Annotated in this window: 25 protein-coding genes and 1 tRNA gene; 10 read left to right on the top strand and 16 right to left on the bottom strand. The window is 37.5% G+C overall.

All coding sequences use genetic code 11. From position 1 onward, the window contains the following. Positions 1-206: 206 nt before the first annotated feature. A tRNA-Val gene (locus tag QUG14_RS11400) sits at positions 207-279 on the bottom strand. A gap of 147 nt (positions 280-426) precedes the next feature. On the opposite strand from QUG14_RS11400, the gene QUG14_RS11405 reads away from it, so the two are divergent. The 5 genes from QUG14_RS11405 to QUG14_RS11425 all read left to right on the top strand — a co-directional run bounded on the left by QUG14_RS11405 (position 427) and on the right by QUG14_RS11425 (position 4922). Beyond that, positions 427-651: a WYL domain-containing protein gene (locus QUG14_RS11405; protein ID WP_289340653.1), complete on the top strand. Its 225-nt coding sequence runs from the start codon at positions 427-429 to the stop codon at positions 649-651. Positions 652-749: 98 nt separating this feature from the next. After that, positions 750-1472: an alpha/beta hydrolase gene (locus tag QUG14_RS11410; RefSeq protein ID WP_289340654.1), complete on the top strand. Its 723-nt coding sequence runs from the start codon at positions 750-752 to the stop codon at positions 1470-1472. A 98-nt stretch (positions 1473-1570) separates the two neighbouring features. Then, positions 1571-2083 (top strand): YjcG family protein, encoded by a 513-nt coding sequence (locus QUG14_RS11415; RefSeq protein WP_289340655.1) that lies wholly within the window; start codon positions 1571-1573, stop codon positions 2081-2083. Between the two features lie 6 nt (positions 2084-2089). After that, positions 2090-2512: a GNAT family N-acetyltransferase gene (locus QUG14_RS11420; protein ID WP_289340656.1), complete on the top strand. Its 423-nt coding sequence runs from the start codon at positions 2090-2092 to the stop codon at positions 2510-2512. A 124-nt stretch (positions 2513-2636) separates the two neighbouring features. Further along, complete coding sequence (locus QUG14_RS11425; RefSeq protein WP_289340657.1) at positions 2637-4922, top strand: UvrD-helicase domain-containing protein; 2286 nt, start codon at positions 2637-2639, stop codon at positions 4920-4922. A gap of 43 nt (positions 4923-4965) precedes the next feature. On the opposite strand, the gene spoVIF is transcribed toward QUG14_RS11425, so the two are convergent. The 7 genes from spoVIF to QUG14_RS11460 form a co-directional block, all read right to left on the bottom strand. Beyond that, entirely contained in the window at positions 4966-5220 is a 255-nt protein-coding gene (gene spoVIF / locus QUG14_RS11430) for a sporulation-specific transcription regulator SpoVIF (RefSeq protein ID WP_289340658.1), read from the bottom strand. Between the two features lie 135 nt (positions 5221-5355). Further along, positions 5356-5472 (bottom strand): YjcZ family sporulation protein, encoded by a 117-nt coding sequence (locus QUG14_RS11435; protein WP_179158343.1) that lies wholly within the window; start codon positions 5470-5472, stop codon positions 5356-5358. Between the two features lie 95 nt (positions 5473-5567). Further along, the gene (gene spoVAE / locus QUG14_RS11440) at positions 5568-5924 is read right to left on the bottom strand and encodes a stage V sporulation protein AE (protein ID WP_289340659.1); all 357 of its coding nucleotides are present in this window, start codon (positions 5922-5924) and stop codon (positions 5568-5570) included. Positions 5925-5929: 5 nt separating this feature from the next. After that, on the bottom strand, positions 5930-6955 hold the full coding sequence (spoVAD, locus tag QUG14_RS11445; protein WP_289340660.1) for a stage V sporulation protein AD: 1026 nt from the start codon (positions 6953-6955) through the stop codon (positions 5930-5932). Next, positions 6956-7432, bottom strand: a complete 477-nt coding sequence (gene spoVAC / locus QUG14_RS11450) for a stage V sporulation protein AC (protein ID WP_289340661.1) — start codon at positions 7430-7432, stop codon at positions 6956-6958. 21 nt (positions 7433-7453) lie between these two features. Continuing rightward, complete coding sequence (locus tag QUG14_RS11455) at positions 7454-7921, bottom strand: YhcN/YlaJ family sporulation lipoprotein (protein WP_289340662.1); 468 nt, start codon at positions 7919-7921, stop codon at positions 7454-7456. Positions 7922-8265: 344 nt separating this feature from the next. After that, positions 8266-8616 carry a DUF1360 domain-containing protein gene (locus QUG14_RS11460; protein ID WP_289340663.1) on the bottom strand — a complete coding sequence of 117 codons (351 nt, stop codon included), beginning with the start codon at positions 8614-8616 and terminating at the stop codon, positions 8266-8268. Positions 8617-8743: 127 nt separating this feature from the next. Between QUG14_RS11460 and QUG14_RS11465 the strand changes: the two genes are divergently transcribed. Further along, positions 8744-9259: a CotY/CotZ family spore coat protein gene (locus tag QUG14_RS11465; protein WP_289340664.1), complete on the top strand. Its 516-nt coding sequence runs from the start codon at positions 8744-8746 to the stop codon at positions 9257-9259. 49 nt (positions 9260-9308) lie between these two features. Here QUG14_RS11465 and QUG14_RS11470 read toward each other — a convergent pair whose 3' ends face one another. The 3 genes from QUG14_RS11470 to QUG14_RS11480 form a co-directional block, all read right to left on the bottom strand. Next, a complete protein-coding gene (locus tag QUG14_RS11470; protein ID WP_289340665.1) occupies positions 9309-9809 on the bottom strand; it encodes a CotO family spore coat protein in 501 nt (166 codons plus the stop codon). Positions 9810-9923: 114 nt separating this feature from the next. Next, entirely contained in the window at positions 9924-10694 is a 771-nt protein-coding gene (fabI, locus tag QUG14_RS11475; RefSeq protein ID WP_289340666.1) for an enoyl-ACP reductase FabI, read from the bottom strand. Between the two features lie 103 nt (positions 10695-10797). Then, positions 10798-12636, bottom strand: coding sequence for a monovalent cation:proton antiporter family protein (locus QUG14_RS11480; RefSeq protein WP_289340667.1), 1839 nt, complete (start codon positions 12634-12636; stop codon positions 10798-10800). 74 nt (positions 12637-12710) lie between these two features. On the opposite strand from QUG14_RS11480, the gene prpE reads away from it, so the two are divergent. Continuing rightward, positions 12711-13451 (top strand): bis(5'-nucleosyl)-tetraphosphatase PrpE, encoded by a 741-nt coding sequence (prpE, locus tag QUG14_RS11485; RefSeq protein ID WP_289340668.1) that lies wholly within the window; start codon positions 12711-12713, stop codon positions 13449-13451. Between the two features lie 84 nt (positions 13452-13535). Here the strand turns inward: prpE and QUG14_RS11490 are convergent, their stop codons facing one another. From QUG14_RS11490 to QUG14_RS11505, 4 genes are read right to left on the bottom strand one after another with little or no spacing between them, the layout of a single operon-like run. Beyond that, on the bottom strand, positions 13536-14429 hold the full coding sequence (locus QUG14_RS11490; RefSeq protein ID WP_289340669.1) for an RluA family pseudouridine synthase: 894 nt from the start codon (positions 14427-14429) through the stop codon (positions 13536-13538). A gap of 24 nt (positions 14430-14453) precedes the next feature. Next, on the bottom strand, positions 14454-15254 hold the full coding sequence (locus tag QUG14_RS11495) for an NAD kinase (protein ID WP_289340670.1): 801 nt from the start codon (positions 15252-15254) through the stop codon (positions 14454-14456). A 41-nt stretch (positions 15255-15295) separates the two neighbouring features. Further along, positions 15296-15934, bottom strand: a complete 639-nt coding sequence (yjbM, locus tag QUG14_RS11500) for a GTP diphosphokinase (RefSeq protein ID WP_289340671.1) — start codon at positions 15932-15934, stop codon at positions 15296-15298. A gap of 30 nt (positions 15935-15964) precedes the next feature. Next, positions 15965-16324 (bottom strand): UPF0738 family protein, encoded by a 360-nt coding sequence (locus tag QUG14_RS11505; protein ID WP_289340672.1) that lies wholly within the window; start codon positions 16322-16324, stop codon positions 15965-15967. A 119-nt stretch (positions 16325-16443) separates the two neighbouring features. Here QUG14_RS11505 and QUG14_RS11510 point away from each other — a divergent pair, with 119 nt between their 5' ends. The 3 genes from QUG14_RS11510 to QUG14_RS11520 all read left to right on the top strand — a co-directional run bounded on the left by QUG14_RS11510 (position 16444) and on the right by QUG14_RS11520 (position 18359). Continuing rightward, positions 16444-17016, top strand: a complete 573-nt coding sequence (locus QUG14_RS11510; RefSeq protein ID WP_289340673.1) for a CYTH domain-containing protein — start codon at positions 16444-16446, stop codon at positions 17014-17016. A gap of 72 nt (positions 17017-17088) precedes the next feature. Further along, positions 17089-17496, top strand: coding sequence for a globin domain-containing protein (locus QUG14_RS11515; RefSeq protein WP_289340674.1), 408 nt, complete (start codon positions 17089-17091; stop codon positions 17494-17496). Further along, entirely contained in the window at positions 17493-18359 is an 867-nt protein-coding gene (locus tag QUG14_RS11520; protein ID WP_289340675.1) for a ClpXP adapter SpxH family protein, read from the top strand. The genes QUG14_RS11515 and QUG14_RS11520 overlap by 4 nt, the downstream gene beginning before the upstream one ends. Positions 18360-19098: 739 nt before the next feature. Here QUG14_RS11520 and pepF read toward each other — a convergent pair. Beyond that, positions 19099-20916: an oligoendopeptidase F gene (gene pepF / locus QUG14_RS11525; protein ID WP_289340676.1), complete on the bottom strand. Its 1818-nt coding sequence runs from the start codon at positions 20914-20916 to the stop codon at positions 19099-19101. Between the last annotated feature and the right edge of the window lie 125 nt (positions 20917-21041).

A 21041-nucleotide genomic window follows, 5' to 3' on the forward strand; every position in this document is an offset into this window, starting at 1 on the left:
GAATTTTAAAAAAAAATACAAATTCGGTTAGAAACTAGAGTTGCGATGAAGCAGTCATTGAGGAAGTTGAAGAAGGGGTAATTATGATTATGTTGAATCTTAGAGGTAATAGATCTTGCCATCAAATCATCTGTATTACCAAACTAAATTTCCTGTTATATAGGAAAAACCTTGATAACACAATGGTTACCAAGGCTCTGCATGAATGACCTGTGAGGGGTTCGAACCCCCGACCTCAACCCTGTCAAGGTTGCGCTCTCCCAGCTGAGCTAACAGATCTCTTATTAAGCTACAAATATAATTATAGTAAAAACTAGTAAAAAGTCAACAGTTTTAAAAAAGAACGTGCATTTTTAAATAATTAGAATAAAGAACAAACGTTCGGATATAATGATAGTATAAGATATCAAGAAAGGCGGGATAACCATGGATGGACTTTTGTTACGCGCAGTAGAGGAAAATATACCTTTAGAGATGATTTATTTATCTCAGGATCAACAGATTTCACAGCGGAAGTTACTTGTCAAGGAAGTGAATGATGAGTACATTCGAGCTTATTGCCTGCTCCGAAAACAAATCCGAACATTTCGCCGCGAAAATATTTTATCCCTAATGCCAAATACTCACACAAATAATCCATTCCTACACTAAAATATATCCCAAAAGATCCTTCTCTCCCCCATTGAGCATTTCCCACATAGATATGATAAAATGCAGTTGTATCTATCGAACATTGGGGGAATTGTCGCATGGAGACACCAAAAGGCACAATAAAAGAACATACGATTAAAAGTAATGAGCTCGGAGAAGAAATACAGCTTCTCATCTATTTACCAGCAAATTTCTCACCATTATATAAATACTCTCTGTTAATTGCCCAGGATGGCCGCGATTATTTTCAACTTGGCAGAATTGGGCGATTAGCGGATGAGTATCTTTTTGAGCGAGAAATTGAAAATTTAATCATTGTTGGGATACCCTATAAGAATGTAGAGGATCGTCGCAGTAAATACCATCCTGATGGTGAGCAGCATCAACCATACATTCGCTTTTTAGCACATGAATTAGTTCCGTTCCTAGATCAAGAGTTTCCAACCTATCAAATGGGTTCTACTAGAGCGCTAATCGGTGACTCACTAGGAGCAACCGTTTCATTAATGACCGCTCTCCAATATCCACACACCTTTGGAAAAGTGCTCTTACAATCACCATATGTTGATGAACAAGTTCTGGATTTAGTCAAAAACTTCACAAAAGCAGAGCTTGTAGAAATATATCATATCATTGGTAATCAAGAAACTGAGGTCCATACCACTAACGGTAAAATCAGCGACTTCCTTAAACCAAATCGTGAGCTAGCCGCTATCATTCAAAGCAAGTCCTTTACATACTTTTATGATGAATTCAATGGCGATCATACATGGACATATTGGCAGCCCGATTTAAAGAGAGCCCTTAAGATGATGTTTTAAGGTCATTTCATATTTTTTGAATATTTGCTATAATATCAGGAAGGTCTTCCAACAGCACAATCTTCACTGAAAAAACTTGTTAAATGGAGGTTATACATATGAAATTTGGGGTTGTTATTTTTCCATCAAAAAAACTACAGGATTTGGCTAATTCCTATCGTAAGCGCTATGACCCGCATTATTCACTCATAACTCCGCACCTAACGTTAAAGAATGCATTTGAAGCAACGGAGGAAGATGTTGTTCATTTTGCAGATAAGCTACGTCAAATTGCAGGTAATACCAATGCCTTTACATTAAAAACAGTAAAAATCAGCTCTTTCCAGCCAGTAAATAATGTTATTTACTTTAAAGTAGAGCCGACAGAAGAACTAAGCCAATTGCATCATGAGATCAATCAAGAATTTAGTGAGCAAAATTTAGAATATGCTTTTGTTCCACATATTACGATTGGTCAAAATTTATCGAATGATGAACATTCAGATGTTTATGGCTCATTAAGAATGAAAAAATTTGATCATGAAGAAACCGTTGACCGCTTCCATCTACTATATCAATTAGAAAATGGTTCTTGGACGGTATATGAAACATTTCGCCTAGGAAAGGAATAATCAACTGTGAGTGTAAAAGTTGTTGAAAATGAAAAAGAACTTGAAGATGCTTTTTCCGTAAGAAGAACCGTTTTTATTGACGAACAAAATGTACCTGCTGAAGAAGAAATTGATCAGCATGAGGATGAATCTGTGCATTTTGTTTCCTACCAGAAAGGTGTGTCTATTGCTGCTGGACGTTTCCGTGTTGTAGATGGTTACGGAAAGGTAGAACGAATTTGTGTGTTAAAAGAGGCTAGAAAGACCGGTGCTGGTAAAGCTATTATGAATGAAATAGAAGCTTATGCTCTTGAAAAAGGAATAGATAAATTGAAACTGAATGCGCAAACACATGCTATCCCTTTCTACGCCGGACTTGGTTATGAGGTTGCATCGGAGGAATTTTTAGATGCAGGAATACCTCATAAAACAATGATAAAAAAAATTTAATTTCAAGCACTTGCCCTTTAGTGGCAAGTGCTTTTTTCATTATCTGAAAGATAAGGCACTTTTCGATATCAATTGGTTTTGCTATGATAGAGTTTGTCGTATTTTTGAAAAAAGAGGCTAATAAATGAAAACTGCTATGTATCAAAACCATAGGATTCTCCTTGACCAATTAGCGAGAGAACAATATCAATTAGTATATTTGCAAGGGAAAAATGGCGAATTATCTTGTCCCGTTTGCAATGAAAAAGTAAGGTTATTTCTTGGCATTCAGGAACAACCTTATTTTTATCATATAAAATCACCGAAACATTCATGCCCGGAACCAGTTATTGAAGAACCGGAACCGATTATTGTGGAGCGGAATGGATTTCGAATCCCCCAAGGAAGAACCATTATTGAAACAACAAATAACACCAGCCTATTCCGTCCTGCAAAAACGATAGAATGCTCCATTCCATTTAAAAATAACGAAAGTACGAACCATCTTGAACATGATTCCTATTTGAGAGAACTTGCAGCAAATGGCGTTGTACTAGATAAAAGTCAGACAGCGGCAGTCGTAGAAACAGAAGGTTCATTATTAGTCCTTGCTGGAGCCGGAAGCGGCAAAACAAGGGTACTCACAGCGCGGACGGCTTATATGCTAGATGTAAAAAAAATCGATCCGCGCACCATTATGCTCGTCACTTTTACTTCAAAAGCTGCAGGGGAAATGAAAAATCGTTTGACTACTTATCCACAAATAAAGAGGGAACAAATAAATCAGTTGGTGACTGGCACCTTCCATAGCATTTTTTACAGAATTCTAATGTTCCATGAAGGGAACAACTGGTCCTCAGAACGTCTGTTGAAGAAAGAATGGCAGCGCGATAAGATTTTGAAGGAGGCTGGTAAGGAAATCGATTTATCTGAAAAGGAATTTGCATACGATTTAGCACTTCAGCAGATAGGCTTTTGGAAGAATTCACTACTTTTCCCTGAAGAAGTAAAGCCGGTAACAGATTGGGAAGAAAAAGCTGCCTTTCTTTATAAAAAATATGAGGGATATAAAACACAAAAAGGTTTATTTGATTTTGATGATATGCTGATAGGCTGTTATCAGTTGCTGAATTCTAACCCACTTCTTCTAGAACTTTATCAGAATCGCTTTCACTATTTTCTAATTGATGAATTTCAAGATGTCAACAAGGTTCAATATGAACTGATTAAACTTCTTTCAGGAAAGCATAAAAATGTCTGTGCCGTTGGTGACGATGATCAGGCCATTTATTCTTTCCGAGGAAGTGACCCAAGTTATTTGTTAGATTTTGAAAAAGACTTTCCATACGCAAAATTGGTTTCACTCGAACAAAACTACCGCTCATCACATGAAATTGTCTCAGCAGCCAATGAGATGATAATCAAGAATAAAGTAAGACGATTAAAGAAAATGAAAGCACAATTCGAATCTGGTACAGCTCCCATGCTCTTTTTCCCTTATGATGAGGAAGAAGAAGCAACAATGATTGTAACTGACATCCAAGAGAAAATTACGCATGGAGCAAATCCTTCTGATTTTGCTGTTTTATATCGAACCAATGCAGGTTCTCGTGCAGTGTTTGAACGTTTGGCTAGTTCGAATCTGCCCTTTAAAATTGACTTGGATGCCGAGAATTTTTATGAACGACGCATTGTAAAGAGCGTTCTTGCTTTTCTAAAAATGAGTTTAGATGAAGAAGATCATCAGGCAATAACGGATATTTTACCTATACTATATTTGAGTCAGTCTGTGCTTAAGGATTTAAAGGCTGAGAGTATCCTAAAAGATTGTACCTATCTTGAGGCGCTTTCCCACCTAAGAACAAAACACGCTTTTCAAGAAAAGAAATTAAAACAGGCAGTACAGTTGATTCGTTCGTTGAAATTCACCTCCCCACTTAAATCAATCGAAATCATCGAAAAGGACTTAGGCTTTCTTGATTTTTTAAAGAAACGAGGAAATGAATCGAATCAGCAAGATAAAGGCTCTGATGATTTAAAAGATCTAAAGGTTGCAGCAAAAAGCTTTAGTAGTATTCAAGCATTTTTATCTCATGCTGAGCATATGTCTGCGATGAATAAGGAAATCAAAAATTTAAGTAAGCATTTTCCTGAGGCCATAAGCCTGAGTACTATCCATAGGGCTAAAGGATTAGAATATAAAAACGTCTTTATCATAGGAGCAGTGGATGGAAGTTTGCCGCATGATTACGCATTAGATAGCTCAAGAAATGGTGATTTTTCTGCACTTGAAGAAGAAAGAAGACTTTTTTATGTGGCCATGACACGGGCAAAGCATGAGCTTCTTATTTCTGTTCCCCAAAATCGCAGAGGCAGAAAAGCTAACCCTTCTCGTTTTTTAACACCGTTAATGAAAAAAAAGAAAAAATAACAAAAAGACCTGTTTCCCGAGGAAATAGGTCTTTTTTGACGAATCACTTTTTATTGATCATCTTTGAAATTGTATTAAAATCGAGTTGCTTTCCATCATTAACGATTGATTGCACAATTTTATCTTCCGTTTCTTTATTTACCGGTTTATTAGCAATTTGCGACACTCGGCGGATTACATTACGTACTGTTTTTTCATCTTTAAAATTAGCATTTTGTAAGGAACTCGCTAAATCAAGAATATCTTTCATATTAACGCCTGTTTTCTTTTCAACATTTTTAAAGAAACCATTATCCATGGTAAAAATCACGCTCCTTCATAGGCTACTTTATTGTATGAAGGAAGGTAAAAAACGTGAAAAGAATGAAAAAAAGAAAAAGGCTGGCCAACTATTATGGCCAACCTTTTCTTTCGCTGCTCTTCTTTGCTTTTTTTAATAAAAGCTAGCACCGACAATGATTAAAAGAATGAATAACACGACGATTAATACAAAAGTTGAACCGCCGCCATATCCACCACCGTAGCCACAGCCGCCATATCCATAGAACATAGAATGTCACCTCACTTTGTAGTCTCATTAATAACATATGAGATATAGCTACAAAGTGTACTGGGCGCTACTCTACAGACAACCTCTGAAATTTTTTAACCCTTTGGTTTAAAGATTAATGCACCGATAAATCCGAAGATAATGGCTGCTGATATACCAGAACTTGTAACCTGAAACATTCCAGTTAAAACTCCGATTAAACCATGCTTTTCTGCATCCTGCATGGCACCATGCACTAACGAGTTACCAAAGCTTGTAATTGGAATGGTTGCGCCTGCACCAGCAAAATCAACGAGAGGCTCATACAGGCCGAACCCATCTAAAATGGCTCCTGCTACAACAAGCAGACTTAAGGTATGCCCTGGTGTTAGTTTAGCAACATCAAATAAAAGCTGTCCAATCACACAAATTATTCCTCCAACCACAAATGCCCAAAAAAACATTGCTATCATTAGTATTACCTACCCTCTTCATTCATTTCAATGGCCACCGCATGTGCGATGCATGGAATGGTTTCTTTTTGCTGAAAACTAAGCGGTGACAACAGTGCTCCAGTCGCAACAACTAATATTCGCTTAAATATTCCCTTTTTCATCTGGTTTAATATATGACCATACAAAACAGTCGCAGAGCAGCCCGCTCCGCTTCCCCCAGCTTGCACCGGCTGATCATCCTTATAAAGTAACAGTCCACAATCTTGAAATTGCTTCCGTTCTAATTTAATTCCACTCTTGCCGAGTAATTCGAAGGCTGTATCATGTCCGATTCGGCCCAAGTCACCTGTTATGATTAAATCATAGTGGGACGGGTCTAATTCCATATCCCTAAAGTGGGCAATAATAGTATCTGCTGCAGCAGGTGCCATGGCACCACCCATATTAAAAGGATCAGACAATCCCATATCAATCACTTTTCCGATGGTTGCTGAGGTAGTAACCGGCTGTTGTTCACCAGGGATATTTTGAGTAATCAATCCAACCCCTGCTCCCGTAACTGTCCATTGGGCCGTAGGGGGTTTTTGACCGCCATATTCGGTTGGATATCGAAATTGTTTTTCAGTTGCAGCATTATGGCTTGAGGCCCCAGTTAACACGTTTCTTGCCCCTTGGTAATTGACCACAAAGGAGGCTAATGCCAACCCTTCCATCGAAGTTGAGCATGCACCAAAGAGTCCAAAGTAAGGGATTTGCATGGTTCTCGCTGCAAAGCTGGTTGGTGTTATCTGATTGATTAAATCACCAGCAAATAGAAATTCAATTTGTTCTTTCTCCATTTTTGCTTTTGCCAAAGTAGTTCTTATAGCCTCTTCCAGTAAAACTCTTTGTGCCTTTTCGTAGGAATCCATTCCCATCCATAAATCCTCATGCAGAATATCAAAGTCATTGGCTAAATGACCATTAGCCTCAAAGGGACCGCCGGAAACACCAGTTGCAGCTATCATTGGCCGGTTATTAAAAACCCAAGATTGATGCCCTTTTAACAATTACAAAACCCCCCACATTCCCAGCAGCGTTTTAATGAGCGCGACAACAAACGCAGAGAACACTCCGAATAGAATAACTGAGCCAGCAAGCTTAAACATATTCCCGCCAACACCTAATACAAAACCTTCTGTTCGATGCTCGATTGCTGCCGAAATAACTGCATTCCCAAATCCGGTGACAGGCACCGCACTTCCAGCACCAGCAAACTGGCCAAGGCGATCGTAAACACCAAAACCTGTTAGCAGCATTGACAAGAATACCATAGTTGCTACGGTCGGATTACCGACATTCTGTTCTGTGAAATTGAAAAAGTAGATGTAAAAATAGCTTATGGCCTGACCCACAACACATATTAATCCACCTACCCAGAACGCCTTTATACAATTCTTTAGGACAGGTCTTTTTAGTTCATGCTTCTGCTGAAGTTGTTGATATTTTTGCTGCTGAGGCGTCATATTTTTTTGCTTGCTCGCCATTAAAAACGCATCCCTTCCTAATTACTTCATATCTGATGTCATTTTGAGTATTTCGTTTAACCGCTTCTCAGCTTGTTTGTCAGATAGTTTCCCATTATTTTTTCGTTCTATTAGCCGCACGGCTTCTAGAAAGATTTTATAATCACTTGAAACTGTGAAGGTTTCCTTTGGATACTTTTCTTCTAGCGTTTTGTTTAAATCTTTTTCGATGTTTTTCATTTTAAACCGTTGCATATGCTTCACTTTATAGACAACAAGTGTCTCTTCTTTTCCCTTCACAACTGCAACATCATAAATCTCATCAATGCTGCTTACTTCTTCTTCAATTTTTTCAACTTTGTCCTGGCCGTTGTTTTTCTTCGTAACAGTCGGGTTAGGATTGGTCGTTTTCATGAGAGCCAACTGGCTATCCCTCTCATTTTGCTCCTGACTACAAGAGCCCATTAAGAAAATACATGCAATTATCATTAATCGAATTATGTAGACCATTTCATTTCCTTCCCTCATCGAAATATAGAAATACCACTACATTGTAGTTTTTTCGAGATTAACGGAAATTATGACTTGATTGCGATAACTTTTGTTTGTTTAAAAATTGAAAAAAAAAAACTGCCAACAAAACTGGCAGTTTACCTGTTATCTTTGAGTTTTTTTACCACAGCCGCAACCTTTTTTCTTCGTAGTTTTTTTTGTTTGAGCAGTTTTTGTTGAACTATTTTTCTTATTTTGACTAGTCACTATCTATCACTCCCCTATCATTATTACTACTACTAATATGATATGAAAGAAATAAATAACTTGTCTCGGGCGGACAACCATTTTAGCTTATTTACTTATATCCAAAGCTGAACAACAGATTCCACTATTGCAGCCAACCCCGCAACGCTAAATACCAAAATAATGGGTACGAATATTGTCGGTAAAAACAGGTATCCGGCTATAACTCCCATCGAAATCCACACCCCCGTACACCAATAACAGCTCAGCAGTTCCCCAATAAACTTTTTAATTGGCGTACTTTTCGGAAGATAATACACCTCCAATGTACCGTCTTCCGTTTCTTCTTCTACTTCATCAAAAAACGGCTGGCGGAGAAATTCCGTTATTTTATCGAAAACAATAAGCCTGGTTAATCGGAAGCAGGCCAATGCCAATATAATAAAATCAAAAAAGTCAATGTTCATTGTTTTTGTCCTTTCTATTAATCAGCCTAATTTTAGTCAAAAAGGCGTTTGTCCGTTACCCAATTGGTCCTTCTAAAATATGTTAGTAATGTAAGATGATATATATCACGGATAGGAGGAGTAATTAATGGGTTGTGGCAGAAATAGCGACTCACGTGGCAGCAATAATGGTTGTGTATGTGATGTTGTTCGTGCAATAAAAGACATCCAGGATAATGCTGTGCTCGATGATGAGTGTGTAGATTGTCCAAGTTGTTTCTTAGAACCGCTTGGTTCATTGGTATCACCAGCAAGAAGAGAACGCGCTGATACTCGTGTGTTTGTATTAAAAAACGCTGATGGTTCACCATTCCACGCATTCTTTAGCGGCGAAGGCAATGCATGTGTATCAATTTTCTTCCGCGTAGAAGATGTATTTGATAATTGCTGTGCAACACTTCGTGTCCTAATTCCAGGGCGCAGAGAAGGCGGGAACTTTATTCCAATAAACCTAGTTGGCGGCGGAGATAGATGCTGTATTAACCTTGAAAGAGTTTGTCAAGTTGAACGCTTCCGCGCTAGTAATGACTGTATTACAGTAGATCTAAATTGTTTCTGTGCGATACAGTGTATTGCAGACGTTGACCTTGGTCTTTGTGACTAATACCTTGTAATAAAATGAGCCAGTCGATAATCCGGCTGGCTTTTTTTGTTTACCTTTTTATTCCAATCATCATGACATCTTTTAAATTTTTGAAAGGTATGGTTTCAGTTGTTTGATTTGGAAAGCGAATCGTTACATCCTGTTCGTTGTATTCAGCTAAATAGCCTTGGTAGTTCTTTTCTTCGGTATAAAAGACGCATGGAACTTGTGGTAATGCTTTAGGGAAATTATCTAGGTATTCTAAACGCTCCATAAGGTTCATTTCTCTAAAGCTTTTTACTTTGTTAAACTTCCGTGCTTGTTCTTGTTTTGGTTGAACACTTTGCTCCTGTTTCACTGCTTTCGCTTTAGGCTCTTTAGGTAAATCTTTCTTATCCAGTGAAACCTCGAAGCCCTTTTTCTTGTTTCCTTCCTCCTCTAGCTGTGGTTCTTCAGTTGGCAGTTGAACCTCCTGCCTGTTTGTAAAAACTTCCTGCATATTTTTCATAGGTGTATTTAGAAAAGTCTGTGAGACGTAAAGTAACGGCCCACGCTTTGTCTTTTTCTCCATCCAATTCACCTCCATTTACCTAGCACTACACTTTATATGTATGCAAATTGCCTATACTCGTTCATGGAATTAAATAAGAAAAAGCCCGCTATTTAGATAGCGGACTAATGACGATTATAAAATATGAAAACCTGAATCAACGTGAATATTCTCACCAGTGATACCTCGAGACAGATCACTGAAAAGGAACAGTGCAGTATCACCGACTTCTTCTGGCGTTGTGGCTCTACGTAAAGGTGCTTTTTCTTCAATCACCTTTGTAATTAGATTAAAATCGCTAATACCTTTTGCTGATAGAGTTCTTATTGGACCAGCAGAGATTGAATTGACACGAATCCCTTCCTTACCTAGGTCTTCAGCCAAATAACGAACGCTAGCATCCAAAGAAGCCTTTGCAACACCCATTACATTATAATTCTGAATGACTCGTTCTCCACCTAAATATGTTAGAGTGACAATACTTCCGCCTTCTGTCATTAATCCTCTAGCCTCTTTTGCCACAGCTGTTAAAGAAAAAGAGCTAATATTATGAGCCAACAAGAAGCCTTCTCTTGTTGTGTTCAAATATTCTCCGCTTAATTCTTCTTTATTTGCAAATGCAATACAGTGTGCAACACCGTGGATAGTACCTACAGCTTCCTTGATTTCAGCAAAGCACTTAGCCACTTCTTCATCCTTTGTTACATCACATGGCAGTACAAGTGTACCTTCTGCTTCTAATGATTCGGCTAATTCTCTTACACTGCTTCCAAGTCTTTCACCAGCATAGGTGAAAATTAATCGAGCTCCTGCATTGTTCAGTGAACGAGCAATTCCCCATGCGATACTACGTTTGTTTGCAACACCCATTACAACATAGGTTTTTCCTGCTAAAGAAAGATTCATATAGAAATAGTCCCCCTACTTAAACATTTATATTAGTTATTAGTACTTGGTACTAATATTACACTATTTACTAATAAATGAAAAGTAGCAGCATTTATAGCATCTAGAATTCGAGCTCCCTTTTCAATTCCTCCACATATTCCTTCGAACCAGTAACAATCAAACGGTCATTTAAGAGCAGTTCAGTGTCACCATGAGGAACTATGGAGTCTTTGCTCCGAAAAATTCGAACAAAAATAACATCCCCAGTAAACGGGAACCTCCTTAATGTCATTCCATCGTACTGCTCATTTTGCATTCTTATTTCGAATAATGATGTTTCTTGATTGGTTAAAATGTTAATAACACTCGGTGTTTCAATTAATGCACGCAACAATGTTTTGGTCGATGTGAAGGAAGAGAAAACTTCAATATCCTTTTCTCTGAGACTCTGCTCAAGCTCAGGGCTTTCAATACGAGCAATTACCCTGGAAACACCAACTTCCTTAGCTTTCAAAGCCAATTCAGCATTTGTCTGATCATGACCTGTAGAAATGACAATGATATCATTTTGAAAAATATTATTGTTATTGATTGTTGCCATTGAATAATCATCTATCTCGACGATATCAAATAATGAATTTCTATCCGACTTTTCCATATTTGTATGATATAGGATTGGTTCGTATAGACCCGACTTAAGTTCCCTTGAAACAGGCAATGTTACTTGATTTGCTCCTAAAAAGGCAATTCGAATTTTGGGGTCAGCCGCCACTTCTTCTGGGAACAACTTCTTAAAAGCAATCGGTGTAAAAATAGAGGTAATGACTGCCACAAGAATTAGTGTTCCGCTCATCTCTGTGGTAATAACCTCCATACGCTCTCCAATTGTCGCCGCAGCAATTACTAATGAGAGTGTCGATGTTAATAAGAACCCCGAAGCGAGCACCGTTTTCGTATCATACCAGACTTTTAATAAATATACCGGAACAACCTTTGACAGCAAAAGACCTAATAGTAATAAAGGTATTAATAATAATAACTTCTTATCCGCGAACAAGGACCAAACATCTAATTCTACCCCAATCATTACAAAAAAGATTGGTATTAAGAAACCATATCCAAAGGAATCAAGTTTATGGATTAGTTCTTGATTAGGAGATAGGAGCGAAACAAGTACACCAGCAAGGAAGGCTCCTAGTATGTTTTCTGCACCTACTGTTTCTGAAAGTCCAACCAATACGATAATAAGCATAAAGACAGCACGGGTTCCAATTTGTGTGGTCCCTTTTGACAATGTTTCGAGTAATGGACGATTTTTAAAACGTTTACCGACAAAATACAAGACGACACCAGCAGCAAACAAAATGAGCAGAAGCCATGTATTCCCTTGGCCTGGGTCATATATAGATACAAAGATAGCCAAGAGAATCATAGTTGCTAAGTCAGCAATAACTGCAACTAATAAAATTATTTGTCCAATGTTTGATTTCATAAGATGTGCTTCTTTTAAAGTTGGAACAACCACTCCAAGCGAAATGGTTGAAATAATGAGTGTCATTAAGAAGGCATTATCTATAAAACCAGCAAAGACAAACATATAGGATAAAATCAGTGAAACAATAAAGATACCAATAAAAATGATTGAAGAGACCAAGAAGGTATTGGGTTCTTTTTTACCACTAGGGAGTGTATTATGTTTCTTTCCCCCAGTGAATGCCGTAAAATCAATTTCTAAACCGCTAAGAAACATGAGAAAAATAAATCCTAAAGTCGAGAGTGTTGATAGCCACATATCTTCATGAACCACATTGAAGCCGCTTTTCCCTATTACAAGCCCCATAATAATTTCCGCAACTACAACCGGAATATAATTTAATTTTAAACGGTGTAGTAAAATAGGCGTTACAAAGGCAACCGTCACTACCACTAATAAAGAAATTACAGAAGCATGCTGATCCATAAAATGTCCTCCTTCGTTCTTCTAATAAAAAACGCAGTATAAACAAAAAATAATCATTAAGGGGGAATGTTCCAATGAAAATTGATATCATCGGAGATATACATGGCTGTTTACCTGAATTTGAAGCTTTAACTAAAAAATGTGGTTACCAATGGGCAGATGGAATCCCCATACATTCTGAAAACAGAATGCTCGGATTTGTTGGCGATTTGACTGACCGTGGCCCCTCTTCTCTTAAAGTTGCTGAAATTGTTTGGCGACTGGTAATTGAGCAGAAGAATGCCTTTTACACCCCTGGAAACCATTGCAATAAATTGTACCGTTACTTTCTTGGAAACAAGGTTCAGGAAACCCATGGCCTTGAAACAACCGTAGCAGAATTCAAATCACTACCTAGGAAAGAACAGCAAACCATTAAAAGGAAATTCATTGAATTATATGAAAAATCGCCGCTACATTTAGTATTAGATGAAAATAAGCTAGTTATTGCACACGCAGGGATAAAAGAGGAGTTTATCGGTAAAACAAATTCTAAGGTGAAAACGTTCGTTTTATATGGAGATATAACTGGTGAAAAACATCCTGATGGTTCTCCTGTTCGAAGAGATTGGGCCAAGCAGTACACTGGTAATGCTGCGATCGTATACGGTCACACTCCGGTGAAAGAACCAAGAATAATTAATAATACATACAATATTGATACTGGAGCTGTTTTTGGTGGTAAGTTAACCGCGCTCAGGTATCCTGAGATGGAAATTGTTTCTGTAGATTCTACTATGCCATACATCAAAGAAAAGTTTAAAGACTTTGCTTAAAAATAGGGAAAATACTCCTAAGATCATCGACAAATTTCCTAGGAAATCTCCAAATTACGCACAAAAGGCTGACCATTTTAGGTGTCAGCCTTTACCGATTTCTAACATATCCAAAGGAAGTGAAGCAGTGAAATTCATTTCCTCGCCACTAAATGGGTGAAGAAAATGAATCTTTTTACAATGCAGGGCCTGACGTCTTAGTAGTGTACGACTTCCTCCATATAGGTCATCTCCCAATAATGGGTGACCAATAAAAGACATATGAACTCTAATTTGATGTGTTCGACCAGTCATCAGTTGTAATTCAACATGGGTAAATTCATTATATCTTTTAAGCACTTTGTAATGGGTACATGCATACTGCCCATCACTCCGTACCTCTCTTTCAATAATGCTGTCAGTCTTTCTTCCAATCGGCTCCTCAATCGAACCCTTCTCAAGCTTAAGACTGCCTTGTGCAAAAGCTTCATAGGTTCTTTTCACATTGCCATTTTGCTGTTGTTTGCTGAGTAAATGATGTACATGTCGATGTTTTGCTACTAATACTATCCCCGATGTGTCCCGGTCTAATCGTGTGACAATATGAGAGGTAGCTCTAATACCAATTTCTTCATAATAACCGACCAAGGCATTTGCCAGACTGCCAGTAGGATGTTCTCTAGAAGGAATAGTACTCATACCAGCAGGTTTGTTAACAACCAGCAAAAATTGATCTTCAAAAAGAATCTCTAATGGGATTTTTTCTCCTGCCATCCCTTCACTTGGGTTTTCAGGAGGAAAAATAACAGTTAAGACCTCTCCTTCGTTTAACATGTAGCGAACATTTACCTCCATACCATTTACTAATATTTTCCCACCACCGAATTTAATATCCGTTAGGGCAATCCGAGATATTTCTTCTTTTTTCAGGAATTCCTTTATTATTTGACCTGCTTGAAGTTTATTAACTTCCCACTGAAGCTGGAAACTTGATTTCATGATGTTTTCCTCCAGCTAATAGAATCAGTCTGAGTCTGATATAAAAGAATCATGGACCCTTTTCCAAAAAGGAAATGGACGGAAACGAGCAAAACGTATTTTTTCATCCGGCACCCTAAATTGAATTGATTTAACATCCTTGTGAAGTAATGTTAGATGATCAACTGTTACTTGGAAATCTACCCGATTCACTGGTTTCAACATACAAGTATGATGTGAAGGCAGGATTAGAGGTGATCCAACTGTTCGAAATACCCGATTATTTATTGAAGCCATTTCTGCTACCTGTAAGGCAGGTATCGATGGATGAATAATTGCCCCTCCAAGTGCTTTATTATAGGCTGTGCTGCCAGAAGGTGTAGAAATACATAATCCATCACCACGGAACCGTTCAAAATGCTGTCCGCGAATTTCTACATCCATAACCAATGTACCCTCAACACTTTTAACCGTTGATTCATTTAGTGCAAGATACCTTGATTCTTTACCTGCATGCTGATAGCGAATGATTACTTCGATTAACGGATATTCAACAACTTGATAAGGTGTTTTGGCAATCGCAATAACAAGTTTTTCAATTTCATCAGGTGTCCAGTCAGCATAAAAACCCAAATGGCCTGTATGAATTCCAACAAAAGCAGTCTTATCCAAACGGCTGCTGTATCGGTGAAAAGCATATAGAAGTGTTCCATCGCCCCCTATCGAGACGACAATATCTGGTTGGTCTTCGTCGTATGTAAGATCAAAGTCAAGTAAATACGTCCTCATCTTATGCATTAAGATATTCGACTTTTGATCTCCTTTGGATGTAATGGCAAATTTCATCATCGTATACTCCTTGTTCTGAAATGCTTACAAAGTCCCTATTAGCTTTTCTCCTCTTGTTTAAACTCTTTATTCCTAGTGAAAAACGCTTGAGCATCTTGAATCTCGCCACGAATCAATGACATTTCCTCATCTAGGCGAAATGCAGCCTCAGCGGCTCGCTGCAGTCTCATTTGGATATCAGTCGGGAAAATCCCTTTATACTTATAACTTAAAGTGTGTTCAATTGTTGCCCAAAAGTTCATCGCCAAGGTTCTTATTTGTATTTCCGCAAGAATCTTTTTTTCTCCATGAATCGTTTGGACAGGATAACTGATAACAACATGATAAGAGCGATATCCACTTGTTTTTTTATGTGAAATATAGTCCCTTTCCTCAACAATTTCAAGATCATTTCGGTTTCTTAATAAGCTTACAACCCGATGAATGTCGTCCACAAATTGACACATGATTCGCATACCTGCAATATCTTGCATTTCCTCTTCCAATTTATCAAGAGGAATACCTTTTTGATTTGCCTTATCAAGGATACTGGCAATCGGTTTAACTCTTCCAGTCACAAATTCAATTGGTGAATGGCTAGAATCAAGCTCAAATTGTCCCCGCATCCCTTTTAATTTTATTTTCAACTCTGACACTGCTTGTTTATATGGAGCTAAAAACTGGTCCCAATGCTTCATCATTCCACCCCAATGACAACTAAAATATATTTAAAAAATCTCTTCTACTTTCGTGACCATTTCTGCACCATAATTGCTATTGCCTCTAATGTTGTTTATAAGATCATTTAGTTCCTCATAAAAATTTGTTAATTCCAGTTGTTCATCCCCAAAAAGAATCCACACTTTTGTTTGTTGATCCAATACCTTTTTTAACAATGGCCAAATCGAATCCTTAATGTCGATATATGTATATCCCTCTAGATCTTCCATTAAATAAACAAAAGAAAATCCTTTAGAATCAACAAGAATTTGTCCTGTGGGGTTTAACCCGCTAATTGATTCATTCGCAACTAAATATAACTTACTATCGATAAAGTTTGCTTCGCTAATTGTTATTCTTTTATTCATCATTCTTACCTCCACTATTCACTCCCTTATTTTAGCATAATCTAACCATTTCTCCCAAGAATTGCGGTTTAACTATTAGCTAAGATACAATAATATATGCTAGGAAAGGAATGAACCTGATGACAGAGACAATTGAAATAGAATTTAAGAATTTACTTACTAAAATCGAATATGAAAATCTTCTTAAGATATTTAAAGTAGAGGAAAAGGATATTGTCAGCCAAATAAATCATTACTTTGACACATCTAATTTTTCATTAAAGAGTTTAGGTTCTGCCTTAAGAATCAGAGAAAAACATAATGGCGTTGAAATGACGTTAAAACAACCAGCTGCTGTTGGACTTCTAGAAACGACACAACTATTATCTACAAATGATTTCCAGACAATGGTTAAGGACCAGGTTATACCAAAAGGAATCATTAAAGATCGATTAGAACAATTAAAAATAGCATTTAACAATATTGAATATTTTGGCTCTCTCACCACCAGAAGGGCCGAATTTCCCTACAAAGAGGGTTTACTTGTATTGGATCATAGCTTTTATTTAAATACTGAAGATTATGAGATTGAATATGAAGTAGAGAGTTATCAACGTGGCCAAATTGTATTCCAAGAACTACTAAAGCAATATGATATACCTATACGAAAGACTCAAAATAAAATTGCTCGGTTTTACCAGCAAAAAATATAAGCGGTTTATTTGAGATATCAAAATTCCATTGATAAAATATAGAAAACAAACATATTTAAAGGAGTTGTCAACATGAATGAGAAAAAGCCTACTCCATATGAATCCATTGGCGAAGATACCTTACATCGCCTTGTGGATACTTTTTATGGTCTAGTTGCACAACATCCTGATCTTGCTCCAATCTTTCCAAATGACTTTTCAGAAGTTGCCTATAAACAAAAGCAATTTTTAACTCAGTATTTGGGAGGACCACCATTGTATACCGATGAGCATGGTCATCCGATGATGCGTGCACGACATTTGCCTTTTCCCATTACTCCTACCCGTGCAAAAGCATGGCTATCCTGTATGAAACAAGCGATGGACAAGACTGGATTAGAGGGTCCGATAAGAGATGAATTTTATTCTAGGCTTCATCTTACTGCACAACACATGATTAATATGCCAGATGACAATGAGATATCAGGTGAAAATTCGTGAGTAACCCTGGGTTCATTTCTAAGCCTCAATCCAATAGTTATGAAAAGAAACCGCTTGAAATCTATATGTTTATCGATCCATTATGTCCAGAATGCTGGGCACTTGAGCCTATCTTAAAGAAACTTCACATCGAATACGGTCGATATTTTTCAATTAAACATGTATTAAGTGGTCGTATTGGAAATTTAAATGTTAGCAAAAAAAAGAATTATGAAGTTATCGCAGATTTATGGGAAAAGACAGCCAGTAGATCTGGGATGTCTTGTGATGGGAGTCTTTGGTTAGAAAACCCGGTAGATTCCCCATATATTGCTTCTATTGCAATAAAGGCAGCAGAGTTACAAGGCAGACGGGCCGGTATACGTTTTTTACGTAAGCTTCAAGAAGAACTCTTTATTGATAAACAAAACATTTCTCAATTTGAGGTACTGAAAGCCTGTGCAAAAAATGTGGGATTAGATGTAGAGGAATTCATTTCAGATTTTCATTCAGAGAGTTCGGCCAAAGCATTTCAGTGTGACTTGAAAATAACCACTGAGATGGAGGTACAAGAAATTCCGACTCTTGTATTTTTTAATGAGAATGTCGAGGATGAGGGAATAAAGATTACTGGATCGTATCCTTATGAAGTATATGTTCAAATACTTGAAGAAATGCTTTCTGAACAACCTATCAAAAATCAACCTCCACCTTTAGAGACATTTTTAAAGTATTTTAAATTAGTTGCCTCAAAGGAAATTGCAGTAGTTTATAATTTGACAATCTCTCAGGTTGAGCGAGAAATGAAGAAATTGCTCTTACTGCAAAAGGTTGAGCAGCTTCCTGCTAAGTATGGAACCTTTTGGCGCTATGTAGAAGAATAGAGAATTATTTTAAAACGAAAAGACCTTGCAGTAAAAACTGCAAGGTCTTTTTCTATTAATACGAACAAAGGGGATGGGAGAAATTTTTCACGGTCAAACAAAGGGGTATATGTTTGTTGTGATTAACTTCACGTATAGAATATACCATGCGCTAGAACCCATTGACAATGTGATTGTGTGTTATTTCACATAATTGTCAAAATCATATTATCTTATTTTGGACAATACACTATAACTAGGATTGCGGCATGTATTAGTAAGCAGGAGGTATGCTTTGATGAGGAATTTACCAGTGATTCTAATGATTCTCTTTTTATTCTTTGGATTTTCTCTTCATATACTGGCCTTAATGAAGGTCTTTCCATTAATGGTTAGCATCCCGCTTTTTTTTATTGGGATTTTTATTTTTCTTTTTTATTTGAATGACAGAAAAAGATTTAGAGGGTTTTAAAGGGATGGTACAGTGAAGTACCATCCCTTTAAATTTTGGCTATTTAATTAGATTCTGTTGATTTCCACTCCACTACGGAAAGCTCCTTTGAATAATCACCGCAGGGACAGGCGTTTTTTGCCTGTCACGAGGCACTTCGCTTTCCGCGGGCGGTCCCGGGGAGCCTCCTCGGCGCTTAAGCGCCTGCGGGGTCTCCCCCTGCCCCGTCCTCCCGCAGGAGTCTTCGTGCCTTCCGCTCCAATCAACAGAGTGCCAAATTCAATAAATAGCTATAACACAGCCATCTTTTTATGATAATAATTCTTCTAGTTCATTTAATTTTTCTTCAAACACTTTACATGCATCTCTAATCGGATCTGCGCTGGTCATATCTACTCCGGCTTTTTTGAGAACTTCTATTGGGTAATCGGAGCTTCCGGAGCTTAGGAAATCGATGTAGCGTTTAACTGCTGGCTCACCTTCCTCTAGAATCTGCTTGCTCAATGCAGTTGCAGCACTAAAGCCTGTAGCATATTGATACACGTAATAATTGTAATAGAAATGAGGAATTCTTGACCATTCTAAGCCGATCTCTTCATCGATCACAATATCCTCTTCTCCAAAATACTTCTTATTCAATGCATAATATTCACTGGTTAGCAGATCAGCTGTTAAAGCCTCGTTATTTTGAGCCTTTTGATGAATTAAATGCTCATATTCGGCAAACATGGTTTGACGGAATACAGTACCTCTAAAGCCTTCTAAATAATGATTTAACAAATAGATACGTTTTTGTTCATCATCGATTGTTTTTAATAAATGATCATTTAAAAGTGCTTCATTACAAGTTGAGGCCACTTCAGCAACAAAGATGGAATAGTTGCCATACGGATAGGGTTGATTTTTTCTTGTATAGTAGCTATGGACAGAATGACCAAATTCATGTGCCAATGTAAATAAGTTATTCACATTATCCTGCCAATTCATAAGAATGTACGGATTGGTTCCATATGCTCCTGAAGAATACGCCCCACTGCGCTTTCCCTTATTTTCGTGAACATCTACCCAGCGATTCTCAAATCCTTCTTTTAAAATTTGCGTATATTCCTCTCCTAATGGAGCAAGCCCTTTTAGAACGAGCTCTTCTGCCTGTTTATAAGGAATTTCCATTTTCACATCTTTTACTAGAGGGGTGTAAAGATCGTACATATGCAGTTCGTCTACTCCTAACACTTTTTTCCGGAGTTTAACGTAACGGTGCAATAAATGTAGATTTTCATTTATCGTGTTAACTAGATTGTCATACACACTTTCAGGAATGTTATTGGCTGAAAGAGCGGCATGCCTAGCAGAATTATATTTTCTGATTCTTGCATTAAAATTATCTTTTTTTACATTTCCACTAAGCGTACTGGCAAATGTATTGCGGAACTTCCCATAGGTTTCGTAAACTGCCTTAAAGGCGTCACGGCGGACTCTTTGGTCCCCACTTTCAAGGAATCGGATGTAGCGTCCGTGAGTAATCTCAACCTCATGACCATTTTCATCTTTAACAGAAGGGAACTTTAAATCTGCGTTATTTAACATCCCAAAAGTATTACTAGACGCATCCATGACTTCACTTGCTTCCGCTAATAATGCTTCCTGCTCTCCTGATAATACGTGTGGCCTCTGTAGATTGATCTCCTCTATAGCATGCTCATAGAGCTTTAATTCAGATTTTTCATTTAAAAATCCAGTGACCTTACTTTCCTCAAGTGCAAGAATTTCAGGTACAATGAATGCTAATTGACTGCCTGCTTGTGAATACAGGTTTTTCATTCTATCATCTAATCCCTGGTAAAAGGAATTAGTAGTATCTTGGTCATAGCGCATGTGTGCGTATGTATAAAGCTTTCCAATTCTTTCAAGGAGCTTATCTTGGAATTGAAGAGCATTATAAAGAGTATCTGCACTCTCTCCAAGTTTTCCTTCAAACTCCTTTATCCCTGAAATCTGATTCTTAACTTCTTGAAACTCTTTTTCCCATTCTTCATCACTAGCAAAGATATCTTCTAATCTCCATGTATCTTCAACAGGTATTTCACTTCTTGAAGGCAAAGCCTTAACTGCCGTTTCATTTGCCATATTTCTTCCTCCATTCACTTTTTCTTCGGTTTACTTTAAAGAAAATTACCTTGTTTATATTCTCCTTTTTCTTGTTATTCCCTTTAATTTAAATAAGATTTACCCCTTATATTATGCCCTAAAGT

Source organism: Neobacillus sp. CF12 (assembly GCF_030348765.1).
Classification (GTDB): Bacteria; Bacillota; Bacilli; order Bacillales; family Cytobacillaceae; genus Neobacillus.

Coding starts and splice junctions, on each gene's coding strand:
- spoVAE (WP_289340659.1), bottom strand. CDS start 5,924: ATGATAGCAATGTTTTTTTGGGCATTTGTGGTTGGAGGAATAATTTGT.
- QUG14_RS11425 (WP_289340657.1), top strand. CDS start 2,637: ATGAAAACTGCTATGTATCAAAACCATAGGATTCTCCTTGACCAATTA.
- spoVAC (WP_289340661.1), bottom strand. CDS start 7,432: ATGGCGAGCAAGCAAAAAAATATGACGCCTCAGCAGCAAAAATATCAA.
- pepF (WP_289340676.1), bottom strand. CDS start 20,916: ATGGCAAATGAAACGGCAGTTAAGGCTTTGCCTTCAAGAAGTGAAATA.
- QUG14_RS11465 (WP_289340664.1), top strand. CDS start 8,744: ATGGGTTGTGGCAGAAATAGCGACTCACGTGGCAGCAATAATGGTTGT.
- QUG14_RS11455 (WP_289340662.1), bottom strand. CDS start 7,921: ATGGTCTACATAATTCGATTAATGATAATTGCATGTATTTTCTTAATG.
- spoVIF (WP_289340658.1), bottom strand. CDS start 5,220: ATGGATAATGGTTTCTTTAAAAATGTTGAAAAGAAAACAGGCGTTAAT.
- QUG14_RS11460 (WP_289340663.1), bottom strand. CDS start 8,616: ATGAACATTGACTTTTTTGATTTTATTATATTGGCATTGGCCTGCTTC.
- QUG14_RS11495 (WP_289340670.1), bottom strand. CDS start 15,254: ATGAAATTTGCCATTACATCCAAAGGAGATCAAAAGTCGAATATCTTA.
- QUG14_RS11505 (WP_289340672.1), bottom strand. CDS start 16,324: ATGAATAAAAGAATAACAATTAGCGAAGCAAACTTTATCGATAGTAAG.
- QUG14_RS11410 (WP_289340654.1), top strand. CDS start 750: ATGGAGACACCAAAAGGCACAATAAAAGAACATACGATTAAAAGTAAT.
- QUG14_RS11480 (WP_289340667.1), bottom strand. CDS start 12,636: ATGGATCAGCATGCTTCTGTAATTTCTTTATTAGTGGTAGTGACGGTT.
- QUG14_RS11490 (WP_289340669.1), bottom strand. CDS start 14,429: ATGAAATCAAGTTTCCAGCTTCAGTGGGAAGTTAATAAACTTCAAGCA.
- prpE (WP_289340668.1), top strand. CDS start 12,711: ATGAAAATTGATATCATCGGAGATATACATGGCTGTTTACCTGAATTT.
- QUG14_RS11470 (WP_289340665.1), bottom strand. CDS start 9,809: ATGGAGAAAAAGACAAAGCGTGGGCCGTTACTTTACGTCTCACAGACT.
- QUG14_RS11510 (WP_289340673.1), top strand. CDS start 16,444: ATGACAGAGACAATTGAAATAGAATTTAAGAATTTACTTACTAAAATC.
- QUG14_RS11435 (WP_179158343.1), bottom strand. CDS start 5,472: ATGTTCTATGGATATGGCGGCTGTGGCTACGGTGGTGGATATGGCGGC.
- yjbM (WP_289340671.1), bottom strand. CDS start 15,934: ATGAAGCATTGGGACCAGTTTTTAGCTCCATATAAACAAGCAGTGTCA.
- QUG14_RS11405 (WP_289340653.1), top strand. CDS start 427: ATGGATGGACTTTTGTTACGCGCAGTAGAGGAAAATATACCTTTAGAG.
- QUG14_RS11515 (WP_289340674.1), top strand. CDS start 17,089: ATGAATGAGAAAAAGCCTACTCCATATGAATCCATTGGCGAAGATACC.
- fabI (WP_289340666.1), bottom strand. CDS start 10,694: ATGAATCTTTCTTTAGCAGGAAAAACCTATGTTGTAATGGGTGTTGCA.
- QUG14_RS11415 (WP_289340655.1), top strand. CDS start 1,571: ATGAAATTTGGGGTTGTTATTTTTCCATCAAAAAAACTACAGGATTTG.